We start from the raw sequence: 21,956 nt of genomic DNA, 5'->3' as shown, positions 1-21,956 counted from the left end.
TTTTGATTTGTCTCCTGCTTTGTTTTACACCACTAAAGAATTATCCTATATATTTCAGATAAATACCCTTTATCGGTAGTTTGGTGCTGGTGCGACCACTGAGGAATCTTTACAATTCACCCCCGCTTTTTAGAGAGGATCGCAACGTGGAAAGGTTTGATACCGTTATTATAGGCGCTGGCGCAGCGGGTATGTTTTGTGCCGCGCAGGCAGGACAAGCAGGTAGCCGGGTACTGCTGATTGATAATGGTAAAAAGCCGGGACGCAAGATCCTCATGTCTGGCGGGGGACGCTGCAACTTTACCAACCTTTATGTCGAACCTGCCGCGTATTTGAGTCAAAACCCGCATTTTTGCAAATCGGCGCTGGCGCGTTATACGCAGTGGGATTTTATCGATCTGGTGGGCAAGCACGGCATCGCCTGGCACGAAAAAACGTTGGGTCAGCTGTTCTGCGACGATTCCGCCCAGCAAATTGTCGATATGCTGGTGGACGAGTGTGAAAAAGGTAACGTAACTATGCGGTTACGTAGCGAAGTCCTCAGCGTTGAGCGTGAGGGGGAAGATTTCATCCTGGCGCTGAACGGCATGACTGTCGGCACGAAAAAGCTGGTTATCGCCTCTGGTGGTCTTTCGATGCCGGGTCTGGGCGCGACGCCGTTTGGCTATAAAATTGCCGAACAATTCGGTCTGAACGTGTTGCCGACGCGCGCAGGTCTGGTGCCTTTCACCTTACACAAGCCGCTGCTGGAGCAGCTTCAGGTGCTCTCTGGCGTATCCGTTTCCTCCGTTATCACCGCCGAGGACGGCACCGTATTTCGTGAAAACCTGCTCTTTACGCACCGCGGGCTTTCTGGTCCGGCCGTGCTGCAGATTTCCAGTTTTTGGCAGCCAGGTGAATTTGTCAGCATTAATTTGTTGCCGGATGTTGACCTTGCGAACTTCCTGGATGAACAGCGCAGCGCCCACCCTAATCAGAGCTTAAAGAATACGCTTGCTATGCAGTTGCCAAAACGCCTGGTGGAATGTCTACAGCAGTTAGGGCAAATCCCGGATGTCTCGCTGAAACAGCTTAACGTGCGCGATCAGCAAACGCTGGTGGAGACCCTGACCGAGTGGCGGGTGCAGCCGAACGGTACGGAAGGGTATCGTACCGCTGAAGTCACGCTGGGCGGCGTGGATACCAACGAGCTGTCATCGCGCACGATGGAAGCCCGTAAAGTGCCAGGACTCTATTTTATTGGTGAAGTGATGGACGTCACCGGCTGGCTGGGTGGATACAACTTCCAGTGGGCATGGTCGAGCGCCTGGGCGTGCGCGCAGGATTTGGTCTCTGGTGAGTGAATTTGTTTACCGCTGTTACAAGGAACTGACTCAGGCATGCGTTTCTTAACTCCGGGAATGATAAGATAATCAGTTAAAAATCGCACAGATAAGAGAACGGGAGGCACATGGTTATTCCTGAGGTAAAACAGGAGCGGCTCTATCAAAAGATAGCCAATCTCATCATTAAGCTCATCAACGATAGTATTTTCCCGCCGGGAAGCTTCTTGCCCCCTGAACGTGAACTGGCGAAGCAACTTGGCGTGAGTCGCGCCTCGCTCAGAGAAGCGCTGATTGTGCTGGAGATCTCAGGATGGATCACCATCCAGTCCGGTAATGGCGTTATTGTTACTGATAAAAAGCATTCCGCCAGTGATTATACGGTTGAAGAAATACTCTATTCGCGAGAGTTGGTTGACAGTCATTGCGCGCGTCTTGCTGCAGAAGCAGGCAAAGATGAACTTATTAGTCAGCTTGAAGCGCTGCACCTCAGCATGGAAAAAGCCATTAGTGAAAACAATGTCCATGGTTTTTACTCCCTCGATAAGCAGTTCCATTTAACGGTATCTGAAGCCAGCCAGAACCGCGTACTGCTTGATATGTCGCGAATGCTGTGGGAACAACGCGTTAACATCCCGTATGCCGGACTGGACAAGCGTTCCGGCAATCGGGATGTATTAACCAGCATGAATACTCAGCATAAAGCGATTGTGGATGCGATCCGCCAGGCTGATGCTGACGGTGCTTACCAAAAATCACTGGAACATCTGGCTTATGTCAGACAGATCGTGGGTCTTTGAAGTAAAATATTTAATGACTTAGAGCGGCTACCGCTGCACGTGCTCCTACGCTGTGCAATTGCTGACAGGCAGCGGTTACGCGTTTGATAAAGTCTGTGTTATCGCTCAAATCCGTCCCAAAAATGGTGTCGATTGTCAGCAGCGCCCGCACACGCTCTTCAGGTGACAGATATTGCTGATTTATCGCCTGATACCGTGCCGCCAGAGGGTCCACCACATCAATCGGATTGTTTTTTTCATCCACACCGCTGACGTAGCGCATCCAGGCTGCGACACCCAGAGCCAGATGACGGTAATCTTCCCCTCGTGCCAGATGCAGCCGAATGGGATCCAGCAAACGCTGCGGTAATTTCTGGCTGCCATCCATCGCAATTTGCCAGGTTCGGTGCTTCAGTGCTGGATTAGTAAAGCGCGCGATAAGCAATTCCGCATAACCTGCCAGGTCTGTACCTTCAGGCATCGACAGCGTTGGGGCCTGTTCGTCAAGCATTAACGCCAGCGCAGCGTTGCGATACGCCGGGTTTGTCATCGTATCGGCAATCGTCTCATAGCCGCCCAGATAACCGAGGTAGGCGAGGAATGAGTGACTGCCGTTGAGCATACGCAGTTTCATCATTTCAAACGGCACCACATCTTCCACAAACTGTGCGCCCGCGCGATCCCAGTCCGGACGTCCATTAACAAAGTTATCTTCGATAACCCACTGGCGGAATGGCTCGCAGGCAATGGCACAGGGATCGTAAACGCCAAGCTGTTCGGCGATTTGCCCTAACGTCTCTTCTGTTGCTGCTGGAACGATACGGTCTACCATTGTGCATGGGAACGTTGCCTGTTCGGCAATCCACTCAGCCAGGTGCGGATCGCGCTCGGCGGCCAAACCCAGGACAGCGGTTTTTGCGACATGGCCATTTTCCCGCACGTTATCGCAGGACAGCACAGTAAAAGCGTTCAATCCCTGCTGGCGGCGTAGCGCGAGGGCTTCAACGATATAACCAATTGCTGATTTGGGGGACTGTGGGTGGGCAATGTCGTGCTGGATAAACGGATGATTCAGATCCAGCTCGCCGCTGGCGGCATCTGTGCAATATCCTTTTTCGGTGATGGTCAGCGAAACGATGGCAGTTTCTGGACGTGCCATTGCGTGGATAATGGCTTCACAACCGTCAAATTCAGGATGTAGCGCTTCTTTCATCGAGCCAATGATTTTAAGCTCTGTCGTTTGTGCGCCGCGTTCGGCAACGGTGTACAGCAGATCCTGCGCCTTCAGGTTTTGAATCAGTGTGGCATCGTTTCCGGGCATCAGGTTGACCTCACATATGCCCCAGTCGCTGTCACTGCTTTCCAGCAAATGATGTGTATAGAGTGCCTGATGGGCGCGGTGAAAAGCGCCGCAACCAAGATGCACGATGCGCGAAACGAGGCGTGAACGATCCCTGCGTGGGCGTGGGGTGGAAATCTGTGCAGTGGCGAGATTATTGTCCATGACAAACTCCTGTCATTGATGATCTTCTTTGATAATGCGCTATCAAAGACTGGTGCTGACTGAAAGTGAAAACCGCATGGCGGGGATACCATGCGGCAATGTGGTTACTGACTGAAGAAGGCGCGCTGGATAGCCAGTTCAACGCCGCGTACTTCAGCCAGGCCCTTAAGGCGACCAATAGCGGAATACCCTGGGTTAGTTTTCTTTTTCAGGTCATCAAGCATTTGATGACCATGGTCGGGTCGCATGGGGATAAGTGAGGCGTTGCCTTCAGCTTTACGCCGCTGTTCTTCTTCGACTATCGCTTTCACTACGCTGTACATATCGACATCACCGGAGAGATGTGCTGCCTCATGGAAGGTTTTGGGATTCTCTTCGCGTTGTGTGGAACGCAGGTGCGTAAAGTAAATTCGCGGACCGAACTGTTTGATCATCTCAACCAGATCGTTGTCTGCGCGAACGCCGTAAGATCCGGTACACATCGTAAAGCCGTTGGCCGCACTGTTTACGGTATCCACCATCCACTGCATATCTTCTATAGTAGAAACGATGCGCGGCAGGCCAAGAATCGGGCGCGGTGGATCGTCAGGATGAACCGCCATTCGTACTCCTACCTCTTCAGCGACTGGGATAATGGCTTTCAGGAACCAGGCGAAATTTTCCCGTAGGGCCGCTTTGTCGATATCTTTATAGGTTGCAAGGTGGCTACGGAATTGGTCCAGCGTATATCCTTCCTCGGCACCTGGCAGACCGGCAATGATATTGCGCGTCAGCCGGGCTTTGTCCTCTTCGCTCATATCCGCAAAACGCTGGTGAGCCTGGGCAATTTCCTCCGCGTTGTAGTCCGCTTCCGCACCAGGGCGCTTGAGGATATGCAATTCAAATGCGGCAAACTCAATCTGGTCAAAGCGCAGAGCCTTTGAACCGTCGGGTAGCACATACTCCAGGTCGGTACGGGTCCAGTCCAGAACCGGCATGAAGTTGTAGCACACAGTAAAGATGCCGCATTGGGCGAGATTGCGCAGCGTCTGCTGGTAATTCTTGATCCACAGATCGTACTGGCCCGTGTGGGTCTTGATGTCTTCATGGATCGGCACGCTTTCCACGACCGACCAGACCAGACCGGCTTTTTCTACGATCTCTTTGCGTTTGAGAATTTCTTCTACGGACCAGACTTCACCGTTTGGAATATGGTGCAGCGCAGTTACCACACCCGTTGCACCAGCTTGACGAACATCGGACAACGATACGGGATCGTTTGGGCCATACCAACGCCAGGTTTGTTCCATCGCTTTATCTCCTGGAAAAATTAATGAAAGGTCGCATTGATCTTCAGATAGCGTTCCGGGTATTGATCGAGTTCCTTCACGGCGTCAGGCACATCATCAATATTCACTACCTTGCTGACGACATCCGCGGGATTAATGTTCAGCGTGGCCAGCATTTGTAACGCCTCTTCGAATTCACCTGCACTGGTACGCGATCCGCGCAGATCCAGTTCCTTAAACGTGATCAGGTTAGTGGGCAACGATGTCTCCTGTTTTGGCCAGCCGGTGAAAGCAATACGACCTGCAAATGACGCAAGATCCAGGGTTTCGCGAATTGCACTGTTGGCGCCAGATGCTTCGACTACAACCTGCGCCATCGTCCCCTGCGTGATCTCTTTGATCGCCTCAATAACCCGGATGTTCGACGGATTGATGACGTAAGGCACGCCCAGTGATTTTGCGTACTGAAGTCGTTCGTCCACGATATCGATCAGAATGGGGGTCGCACCGTAGCGCAATGCGCTCAGTGCCGCCATCAGGCCAATCGCACCGGCACCAATAATGGCGATATGCTCTCCGGCCGTCAGTTTGGCGCGATGTAGCGCATGCAGTGCGATAGTCAGTGGTTCAGCTAACGGAGCCATCTCTGAGGCGACATCATCAGGGATTTTGTGAATTAAATGTGCGGGGTGAGCAACCACCTCCTGCATTGCGCCATCAATATGCACACCAATTACTTTTAGATTTTCACAACAATTTGTTCTGCCTACTGAGCAAGGGTAGCAATGACCACAATAAATATAAGGATCAACAATAACGCGATCACCTTCTTTAATATTTGCTGGCATGCCCTTGCCTTGTTGAATAACAATGCCTGTGACTTCATGTCCAATAATACGTGGATAGGTTACTAATGGGTTAGTACCACGAAATGCACCAATATCAGAGCCACATATCCCAGCAGCATCAACTTTTATTAGTACTTCATTATCTTTCTTTTCCGGATAATCAACCCAACGGGTTTTAATTTCACCAGGTTTATTGATGTAAACAGCTTTGACTTTCATTTGTTTTTAATCCTTTATTTTTGACAAATACGAATACCAGACAGCTGGAAACAATCGCAATAGCCCCAGCCAGATAGAATGCGTAATCATATTTACCGCTAAACTGGACAATAAACCCGGTGACCAGAGGGCCAATAATTCCGGATATATTTGCCAGTCCATGCATGGCACCACCGACGCTGCCCACTTTATCTTTGTGCACGACATCCTGAATAACTGCCCAATAAATAGGTCCAGTCAAATACAGCAGGAATAACGAGACTGACATCAGTCCAACGGCACTGCCGATCGTCGTAACCGTTCCTGAAACCGCCACACAGATCGCCGCGCCAGCCAGGCAAACACCGAGAATAAGACGGCGAGAAAGTAGGGCATTTCCTGTAATGCGATAGATAAAATCAGAACATACTCCGCCCAATACCATACCGATCGCGCCAATTACCCACGGGATGACGGTTGCAATACTAATTTCTTTAATATCAAGGTGTAGAGAGTGGTTAAGATAGCTTGGGAACCAGGTCAGGAAGAAAAAGAGTATGTAGTTATAACTGAAGAAGGCCAGTGTCGTTGCCCACACCATAGGCTGCTTCATGTAGTAACCGAGAGAAGGCATCGCTTTACCGTCATCCGCTAAAATGATGTCATCATGGTTTTCAAAATCGACACGTTCTTCCGGGGCGAGGTGTTTACTTTTTGAAGGTTTATCACTGGCAGTGAAATACCATAGTAATACCCAGACTAAACCGAACAGGAAAATGATACCGAATGCCGGACGCCAGCCTAATGAAAGCGCCAGCATGCCAACTACCGGACCAGAAATCGCGCCACCTAACGGTGAACCTGCGCTAAAAATACCAATCGCAGTTGCAGATTCCTTGCGTGAAATCCAGTTATTGATGATTTTATTTCCGGCCGCGCTGACCGGTCCTTCAGCCATGCCGAATAACACGCGAACAGCCAGCATAGTCCATAAGCCAGTAACCAGACTGGTCATCCCACAAAATAATGACCAGAGTAACGCGGCGACCAGAAATACTGTTTTGGGGCCAAATCTGTCACTGGCCCAGCCACCGATAAAGTTAAATAGAGCATAACCAACAAAGAATGCGCTGAATATCATACCCATCTCAGCAGCATTGAATCCTAATTCCTTTTCGATGAGTGGAGCGGTGATCGACAATGCTGAACGATCCATATAGTTAAGCATGTAAACTATAAAAAGAAGAAAAACGATAAGCCATCCCATTGTTTTTCTTTTCATGATATATCCTCTTATTGTGGTCTAGCGGCCTGACCACAATATTTAAAACCTATTTTAAGATCACCATTCTTTTGATGTTAATGTGATCAACATAACGAAAAATAAGTTTTTTAAATGATTAATATCAAATGTTTTTGCTGTTATCTATATGAATTTTAATGCTTTTATTTTGGTGGTGGAGTTTAGAGTAAAAGCGAATTTCGTATTCAACACTCATTTTTGATGAATATTGCAATAACGTTGCACAGGAAGATCTGCGATCGTTCAGCGTAAATCAGCCACCAGCGCATCGACTACGTACACTCACAGCGACGCTCCCATCCGCTGAGAACGGAAAAATGGCTCATGACGACCTGTTTTTGTAATGATTTATTAACATATGTGCTACAAGTCACAGAATCAACGATGGGGCAAAAAGTCGCTTTGACACGCTTTCCCTTACCTTCTAGAGTGGAAAAATACAGATTTTAGATAAGAGACTATCTGTGAAATTAAGATGGTCTCTTATTGCATTTTTTTAGCTAATGGCGACCTTCTTCCGAATATTATGAAGGGGAAAGCCATGTCCGCATGCTCATTCTCAAATCCGATAAAAATCCGTGGCGTTGATGATGTTATCAATTGCATCGACTCTCGCGGAAAAATCAGTGGCAGAGCCGGTGTTATTTGGTGGTTGGCATTAGGTGGCCTGTTCCTTGATGCTTTTTCAAATTCAGCTCTTAGTGCTGGATTAAATCCAATGACCCGCAATTTAAATCTGAGCGCAACTGAAGTTGCGTTACTTACCTCATTTTCATCGTGGGTTGCCATATTATTTAATCCTATTGGCGGCTGGATTGCCGATCGCTGGGGACGTGTACCACCGCTGATAATCGCCAAAATAATGGCGGTGATTGGTGCGCTGTTAGTGATGTCATCCTCCAGTTTCAGCACCATAATCGTGGGCCGCTTCTTTGTTGGCGTGTCTTACGGGATGGATTTTGCCGTGGCCATGGCGATGCTGGCAGAGTTCACGCCAGTGAAACTAAAAAGCCGTTTAAACACCTGGCAAGGGGTCTGGTATGTTGCGGTTTGTTTAAATCTGGCATTAGCGCTGATGTTTTATTCCTGGGATGTTGGGGATGCTATCTGGCGTTATTCTATTGCCGTGACAGCGTTATGTGGACTCATCGTACTTTTTTTCCAGTTCCGTTATTTAGTAGAAAGTCCGGTATGGTTGGCGAGAAAATCACGGCTTTCTGATGCTGTGATCGCTATGAATAAAATATACGGTGATAATTTTATTCTGGCGCCAAAAGCGGAGCAAAAACCTGTCATTGGACAAGCAGAAAAAGGGGCGAGAAATGTACTGCTAATATTCCGTGGCGTATATTTACCGCGTACGATTCTGGCTTCTACGGTTCAGATCTGCCAGTCAATCCAGTATTTTGGCGTCGGCTGGTATTTGCCGGTTATTAGTGCCGCGATGTTCGGTAAAAACTTTGTGTACGCAACCTTGTGTTCACTATTTTTTAACGTATTTGGTATTGTTGGCGGTTTCTTGTCTCCTGCAATCGGTCGTCGTCTGGGCTTGCGCCGCTCTTCGGCGATCGGTTTTGCCGTGGCTTTTCTCGTACTGCTCACGCTGGGACTGTTCAGCGACAGTATGCCGCTGTGGGCCTCTTTGCTGGTCCCCGCGTTGTTTATTCTTTGTCACTCAGGTGGACCCGGTGCAAACGGGAAAAGCCTTTCATCCCTCTCTTTTCGCAGTGAACTGCGGGCAGGCGCAAATGGCGTGGTCGGTGCGCTCGGGGCAATAGGTGCGGCGCTCGGTCTGTTTATCTTCCCCGTTTTCCGTGATCTCTACGGCTTGCAAACGACCTTCCTGATCATGTCCGCCGTGCCGTTGTTCGCCAGCATCGTCTGCTTTGTGATCCCATGGGATCCCACTCGCACCACGATTCAGCCGGATAACGAGCCTGGCGCCCCGCAGTTCGAATCACCCCATTCACCCTATCCCGAGTCGATGGCCCCAGAATCAAACAGGAGTACGAAATGATTGAATATGAAGATGTCATTCTGGCTATTGATGAAGGTACATCAGGTACGCGTGCGGCAGTGGTGGGGCGAAATAGCCAGGTCCACTGTCTTGAATACCAGCCGCTTCAGGTCAGTAGCCAGCGCCATGGCGTTGTTGAACAAGATGCTGATGAAATTTTGCAGGCCACTATTGCGGTGTGTCGTACAGCGATTGCCAATGCGCAGCACAGCAAGATGCGTATTGTGGCGCTGGCGATTGCGACGCAACGTTCAACGGCGGTGCTCTGGGATGCAATCACTGGCAAGGCGCTGGCGCCTGCGATGGTCTGGCAGGATGCGCGTTTTACGGATGAGCTGGCGCGACTTGCCCCCGAATGGGATGCGAAACTGCTGCCAGTAATTGGACGACCGGTTGGGATACGTTCACCTTACCTCTGGGCGTCATACCATATCGCCAATACACCGGCAGTGAAGAGGGCGCACCAGGCCGGAACCCTGGTTTTTGGCACCGTTGACAGTTGGTTGCTCTGGCATCTGGCGGAAGAAAAAAAATGTGTCACTACCCCCACCAACGCCACCTCCGCGGGCGCGTATTGCCTCAACGAGCATCAGTACCATTTGCCATGGCTGCAGACCCTGAAGTTCCCGACGTCATTGCTGCCTGAATTGCACGATGATACCGATGATTTTGGCTCTACGCGTGAAGATATCCTCGGGATCAGCGTCCCGATCCGGGCTTGCGCCGGGGATCAGTTTGCGGGGGCTATTGGGCTGGGTTGCACTGAGCGCGGGCAGGCGTTGTGTATGCATGGGACCGGCAGCTTTGTTGATTTAATGATGGGGCCGACGGTGCCGACATTGAAAAAAAGCTGTGAAAGTACGCTCACCATGACCGCGCGCCGACAAAAAGGACGCTCGCACTTCTCTGTAGAAACATTCGTCCCGACGACCGGTTCGGCCCTGAACTGGGTGTGCGAAAAGCTGCGCTGGTTCGACTCACCCGAGCAAATCAGCGAGCTGGCTGCGCAGGCTAATGATTCTGGCGGCGTGAGTTTCATTCCAGCATTAACGGGGCTGCGTGTTCCTCATTTGCAGCCGCATGCCCGCGCCTCACTTAACGGTATTTCAATCTCGACCACGCGTCCGCAGGTGGCCTACGCCATTCTGGAAGGCATTGCGCATTCGGTAGCCGCCTGTATGCGCGCCAATGAAGCGGCAACCGGCATCGCAACACAAGAACTGGTGGTAGGCGGCGGGTTGTCCAATAGCGACACGTTATTGCAAATCCAGGCCGATGTTAGCGGGATCCCCGTACGGCGGATGGCCGAAACGGCGAGGGCCAGCTTACGCGGCGCGGCGTTTCTGGCGGGAGCCGATGGGCTGCTGTGGGATTCGTTGTCTGATGCCTGCGCCACGCTGAAAACGGCGCGTCTGTTTGAACCCAAAATCAGTCATGACCTTCGCGAACAAAAAATCAACCGCTGGGAGATGCGTATTGCGCTCGAAATGGAAACCGCCAGCAGCCTCACTACCGCTAATCAGGAGCACGCCGACTCATGAAGTTTTTCCCTTCGCGAAAGCCAAACAAAACACGCAGTGATATGTACGGCGCCGAACCGTTGCGTCTTCAGCGTCCTGAGCAACTGGACCGACTGGAAAGCGAAACCTACGACATTCTGATTGTCGGCGGCGGAGTGACGGGGGCCTATGCGGCGCTGGATGCCAGCTTGCGCGGCTATCGGGTCGCGTTAATTGAGAAGAGTGATTTTGCCTCGGGGACGTCATCCAAGTCATCAAAAATGGTGCACGGCGGCCTGCGTTACATCGAGCAAGGGAACCTCGGACTGGTACGTCATTCTTTGCTCGAGCGCCAGCGCATGCGCCGCAATGCTCGCCATCTGGTGCAGCGGCTGCCCTTTTTATTTCCGGTACTCGATAAGAATGGCGTGTTTGATAAACGCATGTCCTCTGCGTTTGAAAGTCTGCTCTGGACCTACGATCTCGCCGGGGGATGGCGGGAAGGTATTCTTCACCAAAAATTAACTCCGGCGGAAGTGTTATCGCACTGCCCAACGCTGAAAGAAGAGCAACTCTCCGGCGGCTTTATGTATTTCGATGCCCGTGTTGATGACGCCAGGTTAACGCTGGCCCTGGTGCGGACGGCGGCGTTTCATGGGGCGACGGTAACAAACCATGCCGAAGTCATCGAAACCACACGCGACCAGCATGGCAAGGTCAATGGGGGCATCGTGTATGCCGATGGCAGGGAAATCCGGGTCAAAGCGCGGGTGGTCATTATGGCGACGGGCGTCTGGTTGCGTGACTGGAGTGGGCTGAAAAAAGGGGAATCATCGCCGCTGAATATCCGTCCGGCGAAGGGGGTTCATGTCGCCATCCCGTGGATGAAAATTCGCAATGATTGCACGGTGACCATTCCGGTGGCCGGACGCAGTCGGCGCGCGACCATTACGCGCTGGGGCAACGTCTCCTATCTGGGCACTACGGATGAAGACTATCAGGGCGATTTGAACGATGTTCACTGCAATCGTACTGAACTGGACTTTCTGCTGGAAGGCGCAAACTCGGCGCTGAAAACGGATCTGCGCCCGGAAGATGTGGTGGGAAGTATCGCTGGTTGCCGCCCGCTTGTCGGTACCGCGGGCGGCAAAACCGTTGAGATGAAGCGTAACCATGAGATCAGGGTTGCAGCGGACGGACTGATTACCATTGTCGGCGGCAAACTGACGACATCGCGACACATGGCGGAAGAAACCATTGATGCGGCCAGCAAAATACTGGGCCGTAAAAAAGCCTGCTCAACGAAAACTGCGTATTTGCTGGGCGCGGCTGGCTATGACCCACAGGCCATTCTGGCCTCTGGCGGCCTGTCTGCGCATCTGGGCGAGCGCTATGGCACTGAAGCGCATTTTGTCAGTGACATTATTCAGGCCGATCCCTCGCGGGTTAAACCTATCGTGGAAGGGCTTCCCTACACCGAAGCGGAAGTGGTGTATGCCGTACGCCATGAGCTTGCCAGCACCGTTGATGATGTGCTGTCGCGTCGAATTCGCGCGCGCCTGATGGCACGCGATGCGTCAGCCATTGCCGCAGAACGCGTTGGGGAAATACTGCAACAAGAACTCCGGTTACAGCCTGAACAGGTGGCAAAACAGGTAGCCAGCTATCAGGCCGCAATTAAACATGAAAAATCAATGCTTATGGGGACATCAGAATGATCAGTAAAGAAGCGATTAAACGTGGTTATAACCGTGGCAACTATACCATTGGCGCACATACTCGCCCCGCATGGGCAACAGAGATCACCAGCAGCAATGGCGCAAGAGGAATGCAGGTAGATCCCGTTGCGATTAGCGAAGCGACGTTTGACCGGCTGCGGGTGATTGCTGATGAGGTGCTGACGTCGGAGTCCGATGTGATTACCTGGACCCGCGACTGGTGGGCCGGTTCAATGATTGCGGAAACCCAGGGCGCGCCTGCCACCACAAAAGGCGTGATTGTACGCGTTTCTACCGTAGAACAGATTCAGGACGTAATGCGCCTCGCCAGTGAATCCGCTATTCCGGTTACAGTTTCTGCCGGGCGAAGTAACGTTACCGGAGCCGCATTGCCGCTGCGCGGGGGGATTGTGCTCGACGTTTGCGAACTCAACAAATTGCTCGATTTTGATCCACAAAGCCAGATTGTTGAGGTAGAAGCCGGCATGTTTGGCGATATTTTCGAGCAAACTATCCAAAAAGAGTATGGCATGACCATGGGGCACTGGCCGTCATCGTTTGGGATCAGTACCGTCGGCGGTTGGGTCGCCTGTCGCGGTGCGGGACAGCTTTCTACCCGCTACGGAAAAATTGAAGATATGGTTTTTGGCATGGATGTGGTGCTGGCCGATGGGCGCTTAATCACCGTTGGCGGTTATGCACGCAGCGCTATCGGACCTGATTTACAGCAAATGTTTATCGGTTCGGAAGGTACGCTGGGCGTGATCGTACGTGTGCGTTTGAAGCTACATCGTCTGCCGGATTATGGCCGCGCTATCGCCTGGGGTTTTTCCAGCTTCGCCAGTGGGCTGGAGGCGTGTCGCGAAATCTTACAGCATGGCGCTAATCCAGCGGCACTGCGCTTGTACGATAACCTGGAAAGCGGCGTGCAGTTTGGCCTGCCCGAGACCAACGTCCTGTTGATTGCGGATGAGGGAGAACCCGACATTGTCGACGCGGTGCTGGCGATCAGTGAACGTATTTGTCAGCAGAGCGGAGAAGAACTTGACGGTGAATCTATCTTTGAGCGCTGGCTGGATACCCGGTATCTGACGGGAAAAAGCGCCGAAGGCTTTAAGAAAAGCCCCGGCCTGGTGGCGGATACGCTGGAAATGGTGGGGCGTTGGCGCGATCTCAGCGCGGTTTATGATGATGTGGTGGCAGCGATCAACGCCGTACCGGGCACGCTGGCGGGGTCAGCGCATCAGTCCCATGCCTACGTCGACGGCGCATGTCTTTACTTCTCACTGCGTGGCGATGTGCCCGTCGAGCAGCGTGCGGCCTGGTATCGTGCGGCCTGGGACGCGGCAAATGCGGTGCTGATTAAACACAATACTTCCCTTAGCCATCACCATGGCGTCGGGCTGCTCCGTTCCCCCTACATGCAGGCTTCTTTAGGTGAATCGCTGTCGGTTCTGGCTGATATTAAAAAAGCGCTGGATCCGCAAAATATCCTTAACCCGGGCAAGCTGGGCTTAAGCGCTCAGCTTTACCCACATCAGGCAGGTCAATCATGATAAAAAACCTTGGCGTGCTCCTGGCACGCCAGCCCGTCATCATGGCGATTTACGGCATTGAGCAACTGAAAACCGCACTGTCCAGCAAAGCTGAAGTCTGCATCATTGCCAATATCGATCTGATTAAGCTCCAGCCGGTGATCGAACTGCTGTCGAAGGCGGGAAAGTACGTCATCGTGAATATCGACAGTTGTAATGGGCTGTCCCAGGATAAAGGCGGCATTGATTATGTGGCCGAAACGGGGGCGATGGGGTTGCTTTCCACGCGTCTGCAAACCGTACAGCGCGCGAAAAAATGCGGGTTGATCACCATGCAGAAAATCTTCGTCACCGACCGCTCTACCTGGCTACGCAGCCTGAAAGCCGTGGAGCAAAGCGAACCCGATTATGTGCAACTGATGCCTGCGCAGATGCTGCCGTTGCTGCCGCAGGCCGATCGTAATGTGTTGCCGCCGATTGTGGCCTCCGGGTTTGTCTGCAATGAGGAACATGCCCGGACGGCGCTGTTGCACGGCGCGATAGCTGTATCAAGCAGCGACAGCGCGTTATGGGATGTGAATTTGCTACGTTAAACCACCGGGAGCCAAAAATGGAAAACACGCAGCTGTTTGTCGTTGCACATTATTTTGCCCAACCGACGATGGGTCACAAAGTTAACGACGCGCTCAGAATGCTGGCAGAGGCAACGCGTCAGGAGCCTGAAAATATATCGTATGAGTTTTTCCGTTCCACGGAAGACGGCGATCGCTTTGTGATTCTTGAAACCTATCGTTGCGCAGAGGGGCTCGAACTTCACCGGAAAACGGAACATTTTCAACGAATTGGCACTGGCATTATTGCCCCGATGTTGGAGCGTAAAGAGGTGAAAAGCTTTCACATTCCTCCTGATGAACCGCATTGCTAAAAGCTGTCCATTTTCACTGCAAGGAATACCTCAATGAACAAAGCCATGAAGGATTTTGCGTTTACCACGGTAGCGGAAATCATCGTCGAGTGGGCGGGTGCGTCACTGTTAGGGGAAATTCTTCAGCATCGGTTTAGCGCACGTCGTGTATTGCTGGTGACCGATCCCGGTCTGGTCAAGGCTGGGGTTTTGCCGCCGGTTCTGCACAGTCTGCGCAACGCAGGGTTTCAGGTGACGCTGTATGATCGGGTCCAGCCCGATCCACACGAGCGCCTCGTTCGCGAAGCTTTACAGGTTGCCCGCGATGGTAACTGCGAAATGGTTATTGGTCTGGGCGGCGGTTCCTCGCTCGATGTCGCAAAGCTGGTGGCTGTATTAATCAACTCTGAACAAGACCTGCCGGAGCTTTACGGCATCGACAAGGTCGCCGGGAAACGCCTACCGCTGGTTAACATTCCTACCACCGCCGGCACCGGGTCTGAAGTTACCAATATTGCAATTTTGACGACCAACGATGACAGCAAAATGGGCATTGTCTCCCCGCAACTGTATGGCGATTTGGTGCTATTGGATGCGCAACTGACCCTGGGACTTCCTCCTGTCCATACTGCCGCCGCCGGGATAGATGCGATGGTGCATGCGATTGAGGCCTATACCGGCAAGCATAAGAAAAACCCACTCTCGGACGCGCTGGCCCGCGAAGCGTTACGTTTAATCAGTCGCCATCTGGTGACCGCATGTCGTGACGGGCACAACCGTGAAGCGCGAGAAAATGTGCTGCTGGGCGCGATGCTGGCGGGACAGGCTTTCGCTAACTCTCCGGTGGCGGCGGTGCATGCGCTGGCTTATCCCTTGGGTGCCAGACACCATATCCCGCACGGCTTGTCGAATGCGCTAATGTTGGTTCCGGTGCTGCAGTTTAACGTGGCGGTAACGGCCCCACTTTATGCCGAGCTGGCTCCCGTCATTGGGGCACAGGTGACAGGAAACGTGGATATCGATGCCCAGTCGTTTATTGCCGGGATGGTAAGCATTATTGCGGCAACCGGGGCGCCCAACAGGCTGCGTGACGTTGGTGTTCCCGCAGACGGTCTGGCGATATTGGCGCAGGATGCCATGCAGCAGACCCGCTTGCTGGGCAATAATCCCGTTACGCTTAATGAAGATGATGCGTTGCTGCTTTACCAGCAGGTTTATTAAACCCAGAACGTGTCCGGTGAGCGGATCACTGGACATGCTTGGTCGGCGGCGATATCCCCACTACAACCGAATAGACATCTTGAATCCAGGTGTTAGTATTCAATAGACAGCAGTTATGAGTATGCGTGTTTCATTTCCGGCCAGGAACGCTGATGATGACAACATTACTACCCGATTTCACAGCATTTTCGTCATTCACTTCCTTCGCGGCGCGCGTTGCTTTAACGCCTGCTCGCTCAATGGCCATTGTTTTTCATTCCTTCTCATCCCGGATGGAATCTCCCGCTGAATAGCTGTTCAGTGGGCTTTGTGACACGCAACGTTTGATAACAGGGATTACGGCGGGTCGAATATGGATAAGTTTAAGCGTCATCTGATGTGGTGGGGAGCGGGTGTTCTTGTGGTGGTGGCCGCGATAGCCTGGTGGACGCTGCGCCCTGCGGGAATACCGGAGGGGTTTGCAGCCAGCAACGGCAGAATTGAAGCCACCGAAGTGGATATTGCCACTAAGATTGCCGGGCGTATTGATACCATCCTCGTTTCGGAAGGGCAGTTTGTCCGTCAGGGCGAGGTGCTGGCGAAAATGGATACCCGCGTGCTGCAGGAACAGCGGCTGGAGGCGATCGCGCAAATCAAAGAAGCCGAAAGCGCGGTGGCGGCGGCGCGGGCGTTGCTGGAACAGCGGCAAAGTGAAATGCGCGCCGCGCAGTCGGTGGTAAAACAGCGTGAGGCGGAACTGCAGTCGGTCTCTAAACGTCACGTGCGTTCCCGTTCGCTATCCCAGCGAGGGGCGGTGTCCGAGCAACAGCTGGATGACGATCGGGCCGCGGCAGAAAGCGCACGTGCCGCGCTGGAGTCGGCAAAGGCGCAGGTCTCTGCGGCCAAAGCGGCGATTGAAGCCGCTCGTACCAGCATCATTCAGGCGCAGACCCGCGTAGAAGCCGCACAGGCTACCGAACGTCGCATTGCCGCTGATATTGATGACAGCGAGCTGAAAGCTCCGCGCGACGGTCGCGTACAGTATCGCGTAGCCGAACCAGGCGAGGTGCTTTCCGCGGGTGGGCGCGTGCTGAATATGGTCGATCTCAGCGATGTCTACATGACGTTCTTCTTACCTACCGAACAGGCTGGTTTACTGAAGATTGGCGGCGAAGCACGACTGGTGCTGGATGCCGCGCCGGATCTGCGCATTCCGGCGACCATCAGCTTTGTGGCCAGCGTCGCGCAGTTCACGCCGAAAACGGTGGAAACCAGCGATGAACGGCTGAAGCTGATGTTTCGCGTCAAAGCGCGTATCCCGCCAGAGCTGTTGCAGCAGCATCTCGAGTACGTGAAAACCGGTCTGCCGGGCATGGCGTGGGTGCGTGTCGATGAAAATCGCGCCTGGCCTGACGACCTGATGGTGAGGTTGCCGCAATGACGCATCTGGCGCTGGTTCCTGTTCCTCCCGTGGCGCACCTTGACGGCGTGAGTCAGCATTACGGGAAAACGGTCGCGCTGAACAATATCACGCTGGATATTCCTGCCCGTTGCATGGTGGGGTTGATTGGCCCGGATGGCGTGGGGAAATCGAGCTTGTTGTCGCTCATCTCCGGCGCGCGGGTCATTGAACACGGCAACGTGATGGTGCTGGGCGGCGATATGCGCGACCCGCAGCACCGCCGGGATGTCTGCCCGCGCATTGCCTGGATGCCGCAGGGGCTGGGGAAAAACCTGTACCACACGCTGTCGGTGTATGAGAACGTTGATTTCTTTGCCCGCCTGTTTGGTCATGATAAAGCGGAGCGCGAAGCGCGGATTACCGAGCTACTGAACAGTACCGGCCTGGCGCCGTTTCGCGATCGTCCTGCCGGGAAACTCTCGGGGGGGATGAAACAAAAACTGGGGTTGTGCTGCGCGTTGATCCACGACCCGGAGCTATTGATTCTCGATGAACCCACCACCGGGGTCGATCCCCTGTCCCGCGCTCAATTCTGGGATCTGATTGACAGTATTCGCCAGCGCCAGACCAACATGAGCGTGCTGGTTGCGACCGCCTACATGGAAGAAGCCGAGCGCTTCGACTGGCTGGTGGCGATGAACGCCGGGGAAGTGTTAGCCACCGGGAGCGCGCAGCAGCTACGCGAAAAAACTGCCAGCGACACGCTGGAGCAGGCGTTTATCGCGCTGTTACCTGAAGCCCAGCGTCAGGCGCACAAACCGGTGGTGATCCCGCCGTATCACGCTGAGCGGGAAGAGATTGCCATTGAGGCGAAAGATTTGACCATGCGCTTCGGCAAGTTCGTCGCCGTTGACCACGTTAACTTTCGCATTCCACGCGGGGAAATCTTCGGTTTTCTCGGCTCCAATGGCTGCGGCAAATCTACCACCATGAAGATGCTTACCGGACTGCTGCCCGCAAGCGAAGGCGAGGCATGGCTGTTTGGGCAAGCGGTTGATCCGAAGAATATCGATACCCGCCGCCGGGTAGGCTATATGTCACAGGCGTTCTCGCTCTACAGCGAGCTGACCGTGCGGCAAAACCTCGAACTACACGCGCGGCTGTTCCATATCCCTGAGGCAGAAATCCCTGAGCGCGTACAAGAGATGAGCGAGCGCTTTAGCCTGACCGATGTCGAAGACGCGTTGCCCGGCGCGCTGCCGTTGGGGATCCGTCAACGCCTGTCGCTGGCGGTGGCGGTGATTCATCGCCCGGAAATGCTCATTCTTGATGAGCCGACCTCCGGGGTCGATCCGGTGGCGAGGGACATGTTCTGGCAATTGATGGTCGATTTGTCGCGGCAGGATAAAGTGACCATTTTTATCTCCACCCACTTTATGAACGAAGCGGAGCGCTGCGATCGCATGTCGCTGATGCACGCCGGAAAAGTGCTGGCCAGCGGCACGCCGCAGGAACTGGTGAAGCAGCGCGGTGCCGCCAGTCTGGAAGAGGCGTTTATCTCCTGGTTACAGGAGGCCGCAGGCCCGGCGCCGGAGACGACGCTTTCGCAAGCGGATGCGCCGGTGGTGCATGAAAATAATCAGCCGCCACGCCAGGGCTTTAGCCTGCGGCGTTTGTTCAGCTACAGCCGGCGTGAAGCGCTGGAGCTGCGACGCGATCCGGTGCGCTCCACGCTGGCGCTGATGGGGACGGTGATCCTGATGCTGATTATGGGCTACGGCATCAGTATGGATGTGGAAAACCTGCGTTTTTCGGTGCTCGATCGTGACCAGACCGTCAGTAGCCAGGCGTGGACGTTGAATCTGGCGGGGTCGCGCTATTTTATCGAGCAGCCGCCGCTCACCAGTTATGACGAACTGGACAAACGGATGCGTTCGGGCGAGGTGGCTGTAGCCATTGAAATACCGCCCAATTTTGGCCGCGACATCGCGCGTGGAACGCCGGTGAAGATTGGCGTCTGGGTTGATGGGGCGATGCCGAGCCGCGCAGAAACGGTCAGAGGCTATGTACAGGCGATGCACCAGACCTGGCTGCAGGATGTGATGGCCCGTCAGCCCAATGCCAGCGGGCAAAACGGGCTGATGACCATCGAGACGCGCTATCGTTACAACCCGGATGTGAAGAGCCTGCCGGCGATTGTTCCGGCGGTGATCCCGCTGCTGTTGATGATGATTCCCTCCATGCTCAGCGCACTCAGTGTGGTGCGCGAAAAAGAGCTGGGGTCGATTATCAACCTGTACGTTACGCCCACCACCCGCAGCGAGTTTTTGCTCGGCAAACAGTTGCCTTACATCGTGCTGGGAATGCTGAACTTCCTGCTGTTATGTGCGCTGTCGGTGTTTGTCTTCGGCGTCCCGCATAAGGGCAGCTTTTTAACGCTGACGCTGGCCGCGCTGTTGTACGTCACCATTGCTACCGGGCTGGGCTTGTTAATCTCTACGTTTATGAAAAGCCAGATCGCGGCCATTTTTGGTACGGCGATTATTACGCTGATCCCGGCGACGCAGTTTTCCGGGATGATCGATCCGGTGGCCTCGTTGGAAGGGCCGGGACGCTGGATTGGTGAAATTTATCCGACCAGCCATTTTCTGACCATTGCGCGCGGGACGTTCTCTAAAGCGCTGGATCTGGCGGATCTTTGGCAGCTATTTATCCCGCTGGCAATCGCTATTCCGGTAGTGGTTGGTCTGAGCGTATTACTGCTGAAAAAACAGGAGGGGTGATGCGCCGATTACGCAATATTTATAACCTTGGCATCAAAGAGTTACGCAGTCTGCTGGGTGACAAAGCGATGCTGACGCTGATCGTTTTCGCCTTCACGATTTCGGTTTACTCCTCCGCAACTGTCCTGCCGGGGTCGCTGCATCTGGCGCCGATTGCCATCGCGGATATGGACCAGTCGCAGTTGTCGAACCGGATAGTGAACAGCTTTTATCGCCCGTGGTTTTTGCCGCCGGAGATGATCACCGCCGATGAGATGGATGCCGGGCTGGATGCCGGTCGCTACACCTTCGCCGTGAACATTCCGCCTGATTTTCAGCGTGATGTGCTGGCCGGGCGACAGCCGGATATCCAGGTCAACGTCGATGCCACGCGGATGAGCCAGGCCTTCACCGGCAACAGCTATATCCAGAATATCATTAGCGGTGAAGTGAACAGTTTTGTGGGGCGTTACCGCGACAATAATGAGCCGCCGGTGGCGCTGGAAATGCGCATGCGCTTTAACCCCAATCTGGAGCCAGCCCGCTTTGGCGCGGTAATGGCGATCATCAACAACATCACTATGCTGGCGATTGTGCTTACCGGGTCGGCGCTGATCCGCGAGCGCGAACATGGGACCATTGAGCACCTGCTGGTGATGCCGGTGACACCGTTTGAGATAATGATGGCGAAAATCTGGTCGATGGGACTGGTGGTGCTGGTGGTTTCCGGTCTGTCGCTGATGCTGATGGTAAAAGGCGTGCTCGGGGTGCCAATTGAAGGCTCGATACCGCTGTTTATGCTGGGCGTGGCGCTGAGCCTGTTCGCCACCACCTCGATCGGCATTTTTATGGGTACGCTGGCGCGTTCCATGCCGCAACTGGGGCTGCTGATGATTCTGGTGCTACTGCCGTTACAGATGCTCTCCGGCGGTTCCACGCCGCGTGAAAGCATGCCGCAGGCGGTGCAGGACATTATGTTGACCATGCCGACCACCCACTTTGTCAGCCTCGCGCAGGCGATACTTTATCGCGGGGCCGGGTTTAGCATCGTCTGGCCGCAGTTCCTGACGCTGCTGGCGATTGGCGGTGCGTTCTTCCTGATAGCGCTGCTGCGTTTTCGTAAGACGATTGGCACAATGGCGTAATCATCATTGCCGGGGGCGCTTCGCTTGCCCGGCCTACAGACGGTAACGGACGTAGGCCGGATAAGGCGCAGCCGCCATCCGGCAACGAAACAGGCAATCACTCTTCTTTCGGCAGGCACTGCAAATGACCGTGGCGCACGCCGCGCTGGGAAATGACGTCATCGGCAAAATGCTGTACATCGCCCATGTCGCCTTTCAGCACGGCGATTTCCAGGCAGTCGTCATGGTTGATATGCACATGTAATGTGGCGACCGATAAATCATGGTGGTGGTGCTGGGTGGAAACAATACGGCTCGCCAGGTCGCGCTTCTCATGCTCATAAACATACGAGAGTACCGCGAAGCCCTGGGTGCCGTGCTCCTGGGTGGTTTCTTGCGCCAGCGCCCCGCGCAGAATATCGCGAATCGCTTCGGAACGGTTGTTGTAGCCACGGCGCTGGCTCAGGCCGTCGAGCGTTTCCAGTAAATCGTCATCGAGGGTAATGGTGACTCGTTGCATCTGCAATTAACCTTTCATGTGGCGCGTTGACGCACAGAGAATGCGGGAATTAG

17 protein-coding genes are annotated in these 21,956 nt (G+C 53.7%); 12 read left to right on the top strand and 5 right to left on the bottom strand.

The features are described 5' to 3' along the window. Window positions 1-146 precede the first annotated feature (146 nt). Complete coding sequence (locus OGV69_RS05430) at window positions 147-1,343, top strand: BaiN/RdsA family NAD(P)/FAD-dependent oxidoreductase (RefSeq protein WP_069323760.1); 1,197 nt, start codon at window positions 147-149, stop codon at window positions 1,341-1,343. 107 nt (window positions 1,344-1,450) lie between these two features. Continuing rightward, a complete protein-coding gene (locus OGV69_RS05425; RefSeq protein WP_069323761.1) occupies window positions 1,451-2,122 on the top strand; it encodes a FadR/GntR family transcriptional regulator in 672 nt (223 codons plus the stop codon). Window positions 2,123-2,132: 10 nt separating this feature from the next. Here the strand turns inward: OGV69_RS05425 and OGV69_RS05420 are convergent, their stop codons facing one another. The 4 genes from OGV69_RS05420 to OGV69_RS05405 form a co-directional block, all read right to left on the bottom strand. Next, the gene (locus OGV69_RS05420) at window positions 2,133-3,605 is read right to left on the bottom strand and encodes a fructuronate reductase (RefSeq protein WP_069323762.1); all 1,473 of its coding nucleotides are present in this window, start codon (window positions 3,603-3,605) and stop codon (window positions 2,133-2,135) included. A 104-nt stretch (window positions 3,606-3,709) separates the two neighbouring features. Then, window positions 3,710-4,894, bottom strand: coding sequence for a mannonate dehydratase (gene uxuA / locus OGV69_RS05415; protein WP_038635071.1), 1,185 nt, complete (start codon window positions 4,892-4,894; stop codon window positions 3,710-3,712). 20 nt (window positions 4,895-4,914) lie between these two features. After that, window positions 4,915-5,940: a zinc-binding dehydrogenase gene (locus tag OGV69_RS05410; RefSeq protein WP_286469169.1), complete on the bottom strand. Its 1,026-nt coding sequence runs from the start codon at window positions 5,938-5,940 to the stop codon at window positions 4,915-4,917. Further along, entirely contained in the window at window positions 5,912-7,201 is a 1,290-nt protein-coding gene (locus OGV69_RS05405; protein ID WP_038635066.1) for an MFS transporter, read from the bottom strand. The genes OGV69_RS05410 and OGV69_RS05405 overlap by 29 nt, the downstream gene beginning before the upstream one ends. Window positions 7,202-7,748: 547 nt before the next feature. Here OGV69_RS05405 and OGV69_RS05400 point away from each other — a divergent pair. The 10 genes from OGV69_RS05400 (at window position 7,749) to OGV69_RS05355 (ending at window position 21,404) form a co-directional block, all read left to right on the top strand. Then, window positions 7,749-9,239, top strand: coding sequence for an MFS transporter (locus OGV69_RS05400; protein WP_312027930.1), 1,491 nt, complete (start codon window positions 7,749-7,751; stop codon window positions 9,237-9,239). Next, window positions 9,236-10,780: an FGGY family carbohydrate kinase gene (locus OGV69_RS05395; protein WP_038635060.1), complete on the top strand. Its 1,545-nt coding sequence runs from the start codon at window positions 9,236-9,238 to the stop codon at window positions 10,778-10,780. The genes OGV69_RS05400 and OGV69_RS05395 overlap by 4 nt, the downstream gene beginning before the upstream one ends. After that, window positions 10,777-12,456: a glycerol-3-phosphate dehydrogenase/oxidase gene (locus tag OGV69_RS05390; protein WP_069323764.1), complete on the top strand. Its 1,680-nt coding sequence runs from the start codon at window positions 10,777-10,779 to the stop codon at window positions 12,454-12,456. The genes OGV69_RS05395 and OGV69_RS05390 overlap by 4 nt, the downstream gene beginning before the upstream one ends. Beyond that, complete coding sequence (locus tag OGV69_RS05385; protein WP_069323765.1) at window positions 12,453-14,012, top strand: FAD-binding oxidoreductase; 1,560 nt, start codon at window positions 12,453-12,455, stop codon at window positions 14,010-14,012. Before OGV69_RS05390 ends, OGV69_RS05385 begins: the two co-directional genes overlap by 4 nt. Next, on the top strand, window positions 14,009-14,584 hold the full coding sequence (locus tag OGV69_RS05380) for a glycerol-3-phosphate responsive antiterminator (protein WP_042311797.1): 576 nt from the start codon (window positions 14,009-14,011) through the stop codon (window positions 14,582-14,584). Before OGV69_RS05385 ends, OGV69_RS05380 begins: the two co-directional genes overlap by 4 nt. A 17-nt stretch (window positions 14,585-14,601) precedes the next feature. Next, entirely contained in the window at window positions 14,602-14,916 is a 315-nt protein-coding gene (locus tag OGV69_RS05375; protein WP_038635050.1) for a putative quinol monooxygenase, read from the top strand. Window positions 14,917-14,949: 33 nt separating this feature from the next. After that, on the top strand, window positions 14,950-16,116 hold the full coding sequence (locus OGV69_RS05370) for an iron-containing alcohol dehydrogenase (protein WP_069323766.1): 1,167 nt from the start codon (window positions 14,950-14,952) through the stop codon (window positions 16,114-16,116). 352 nt (window positions 16,117-16,468) lie between these two features. Continuing rightward, on the top strand, window positions 16,469-17,536 hold the full coding sequence (locus tag OGV69_RS05365) for an HlyD family secretion protein (protein WP_069323767.1): 1,068 nt from the start codon (window positions 16,469-16,471) through the stop codon (window positions 17,534-17,536). After that, window positions 17,533-20,280, top strand: coding sequence for a ribosome-associated ATPase/putative transporter RbbA (gene rbbA, locus OGV69_RS05360; protein ID WP_069323768.1), 2,748 nt, complete (start codon window positions 17,533-17,535; stop codon window positions 20,278-20,280). The genes OGV69_RS05365 and rbbA overlap by 4 nt, the downstream gene beginning before the upstream one ends. Further along, window positions 20,280-21,404 carry an ABC transporter permease gene (locus OGV69_RS05355; RefSeq protein ID WP_069323769.1) on the top strand — a complete coding sequence of 375 codons (1,125 nt, stop codon included), beginning with the start codon at window positions 20,280-20,282 and terminating at the stop codon, window positions 21,402-21,404. Before rbbA ends, OGV69_RS05355 begins: the two co-directional genes overlap by 1 nt. A gap of 97 nt (window positions 21,405-21,501) precedes the next feature. On the opposite strand, the gene nikR is transcribed toward OGV69_RS05355, so the two are convergent. Next, a complete protein-coding gene (nikR, locus tag OGV69_RS05350) occupies window positions 21,502-21,903 on the bottom strand; it encodes a nickel-responsive transcriptional regulator NikR (RefSeq protein ID WP_006687486.1) in 402 nt (133 codons plus the stop codon). Between the last annotated feature and the right edge of the window lie 53 nt (window positions 21,904-21,956).

The organism is Citrobacter sp. Cc139 (genome assembly GCF_030334645.1).
In the GTDB taxonomy this organism is placed as follows: Bacteria; Pseudomonadota; Gammaproteobacteria; order Enterobacterales; family Enterobacteriaceae; genus Citrobacter; species Citrobacter werkmanii.
The sequence above is the reverse complement of the archived record's forward strand: the minus strand, read 5'-3'. Positions and strand labels throughout refer to the sequence as shown.